1 protein-coding gene is annotated in these 3,519 nt (G+C 70.6%); it reads left to right on the forward strand.

Going from position 1 to position 3,519, the window contains the following annotated elements; all coding sequences use genetic code 11:
* Positions 1–16: 16 nt before the first annotated feature.
* Positions 17–3,519: amino acid adenylation domain-containing protein (locus tag ACFWGJ_RS42820; RefSeq protein WP_387334377.1), on the forward strand; the 3,503-nt coding region annotated here is incomplete at its 3' end.

Raw genomic sequence — 3,519 nt, forward strand, 5'->3', positions numbered from 1 at the left:
CCGGCTGCCGGAGTACATGGTTCCGTCGGTTTTCGTGGAACTGAGCGAACTGCCGTTGACCGCGAACGGCAAACTCAACCACGCCGCCCTGCCCGTTCCCGACAGCGTGCTCCAGGACCAGTCGGGCTTTGTCGCGCCCCGGACCGAGGTGGAGCAGATCCTGGCCGAGGTGTGGGCGCAGGTTCTGGGCATCGACGAGATAGGCGCGGACGACAACTTCTTCGAGCTGGGTGGCCACTCCCTCCTCGCCACCCAGGTGATCTCCCGCATTCGCGAGGTGTTCGGTGTTGAGGTGCTGCTGTCGGCGCTCTTCGACGAGCCGACCGTGCGCCAGTTCGCCGCCGTGATCGAAGGCGCCGGCACCACCGCCGTGGCCCCTCCGATCGTGGCCGTGGGCCGCGACCAGGCCCTGCCGCTCTCCTTCGGCCAGCAGCGCCTGTGGTTCCTCGACCAGCTGGAACCGGGTTCGTCCGAGTACAACCTGGCGACGTCCGTCCGCTGGGACGACGACATCGACGTGGCGGCGTTGCGTGCGGCGCTGGGTGGTGTGGTGGCGCGGCACGAGGTGCTGCGTACCCGACTCGTGGCGGACGCGGACGGCGTAGCGCACCAGGTCATCGACGAGCCCGCGCCGTTCGACCTCCGGATCGTGGAGGTATCGGCCGGAGCGGACCCGGTGGCGGCTGTGCGGGCCGTGGTGGCCTCCGACGCGCGCGTGCCGTTCGACCTGGCTCAGGGGCCGCTGCTGCGTGCGACCCTGGTGAGGGTGGCGGCGCAGGAGCACGTGCTCGCGCTGTCGATGCATCACGTGGTGTCGGACGAATGGTCGGGGCGGGTCCTGCGGCGCGAGCTGGTGGCGCTGTACGAGGCTTTCCGCGCAGGCGAACCCGACCCGCTGCCGCCGCTGGCCGTGCAGTACGCGGACTTCGCCGTCTGGCAGCGGCAGTGGCTGTCCGGCGACGTGCTCGACGCCCAACTCGGTTACTGGCGCGACCGGCTCGGCGGCCTGTCGACACTGGAACTGCCCACCGACCGCCCGCGCCCCGCGATCCGCTCCACCGACGGCGGTTTCGCCGAGTTCCGCGTGCCCGCGCAGACGGCGCAGCGGCTGCGAGCCTTCTCCCGCGAGGCCGGCGCCACCATGTCGATGACCCTGCTCGCGGCCTTCAACGTGCTGCTGGGACGCTACGCAGGAACCGATGACGTGGTCGTCGGCACGCCGATCGCGAACCGCAACCGGGCCGAGACCGAGAACCTCATCGGCTTCTTCGTCAACACCCTCGTCATGCGCACGGACCTGTCCGGCGACCCGACCTTCGCCGAACTCCTCGCCCGGGTAAGGGAAACCGCACTCGGTGCGTACGCCCACCAGGACGTGCCCTTCGAGCAACTCGTGGACGAGCTCGTGACCGAGCGCGACCGCTCGCGCAGCCCGCTCTTCCAGGTCCTCTTCGACTACGACAACGGCCCGTCCGGCGAGCCCGACGCCGCGCGCGAGCCCGAGAACGCCGCCGAGCCGCAGGGGCCCGCGCCGGACACGCTGCCGGTGCGGTTCGACCTGGTGCTCACGCTGGGAGCCTCGGGCGACGAGCTTTCGGGAGAGTTCCAGTACAGCAGCGAGCTGTTCGACCCGACCACGATCGAGCGGATGGCAGGCAACCTGGTCACCCTTCTCGACGCCGTCGCCGAGGACGCGGGCCGGCTGATCGACGACCTGCCGGTGCTGACCGAGCCCGAACGGTCCCGGCTGCTGCACGAGCGCAACGACACGGCCGAGCCGCTGCCCGCGGTGGGCGGCGTGCACGAACTGATCGCGGCACGCGCCGCTGAGCACCCGGACGCCGTGGCAGTGGTGTGCGGCGAGGCCTTCCTGAAGTACGGGGACCTTCTGGCGCGCGCGAACCGTCTGGCCCACCATCTGCGCGCCGTCGGCGCCGGTGCGGACACCGTGGTGGCCCTGTGCCTGCCGCGTGGCATCGACATGGTCGTGGCCGCGCTGGCGGTCTGGCAGGCGGGCGCCGCCTATCTGCCGCTCGACCCCGAATACCCGGACGAGCGCCTGGAGTTCATGCTCGCCGACAGTGGCGCCAAGGTGCTCGTCTGCGCGGGCACGACAGCGGAGGGTCTCGGGGCGGAGACCGTGATCAGACTGGACGAGCCGGCGGTCGTGGCCGCGCTGGCGGAGCTTCCGGCGAGTGCGCCCGAGGTGACGACGTATCCCGACCAGCTGGCGTATGTGATCTATACGTCGGGTTCGACGGGCCGTCCGAAGGGTGTGCAGGTCGCGCATCGGGGTGTGGTGAACCTGGCGCTGGCGCAGGCTCGTGTGTTCGGGGTCGGTGAAGGCGATGGGGTGCTGCAGTTCGCTCCGTTCGGTTTCGATGCTGCGGTGTCCGAGGTCGTGGTGACGTTGGCGACCGGTGGCCGGCTGGTGGTGGCCACCGGGCAGGAGCGCGGTGAGCCGCGGGCGCTGGCCGCGCTCGTTCGGGAGAAGGACGTGCGGGTGGCGACGTTGCCGCCGTCGCTGCTGTCCGTGCTGGAGCCGGCCGACCTGGCCGGTCTGCGGACTCTCGTCACGGCGGGCGAGCGGCTGGAGGAGACTGCTGCGGCACGCTGGCGCCGCGAGTACCGGCTCCTGAACGCGTATGGTCCGACCGAGGCGACGGTGTGCGCGAGTATGGCCGTCCTCGACCCCGACGGTGAGGGCGTGCCGTCGATCGGCGCACCGATGGCCAACACCCGCGCCTACGTCCTGGATGATCAGCTGCGGCCCGTCCCCGTCGGTGTGGCCGGTGAGCTGCACATCGCCGGTACGGGGGTGGCCCGCGGCTACCTCGACCGGTCCGCGCTCAGCGCCGAACGCTTCATCGCCGACCCCTTCGCCGCCGACGGCAGCCGTATGTACCGGTCGGGCGACCGGGTGCGCTCGCTGCCGGGCGGGGAGCTGGAGTTTCTGGGCCGGGCGGACGACCAGGTCAAACTGCGCGGGTTCCGTGTCGAGCCCGGTGAGATCGTCTCGGCGCTGGCCACCCACCCCGCCGTACGCACCGCCGCGGTGACCCCCTTCGGGACCGGGAACGAGCAGCGCCTCGTTGCGTATGTCGTTCCTCAGTCCCAGGCCGAGGGCATCCCCGCCGTCGGCGATCTGCGGGACCACCTGCAGCAGTCCTTGCCGACGTACATGATTCCGTCGGCCTTCGTGGAGCTTACGGATCTGCCGCTGACGCCGAACGGGAAGCTCGACCGTGCCGCTCTGCCCGATCCCGACAGGGCGTGGGTGGGTGTGGCGGGGGAGTTCGTGGCGCCGCGTTCCGAAGTGGAGCGGGTGTTGGCGGGGGTGTGGGCTCAGGTTCTGGGTGTGGAGCGGGTGGGGGTCGAGGACAACTTCTTTGAGCTTGGCGGGGACTCGATTGTGAGTATCCGTGTGGTGGCTCGGGCGCGTGAGCTGGGTGTTCATGTGTCGGTGGCGCAGTTGTTCGATCATCAGACGGTGGCGGGTCTGGCGTTGGTGGCGTCGTC

Source organism: Streptomyces sp. NPDC060205 (assembly GCF_042728395.1).
In the GTDB taxonomy this organism is placed as follows: domain Bacteria; phylum Actinomycetota; class Actinomycetes; order Streptomycetales; family Streptomycetaceae; genus Streptomyces.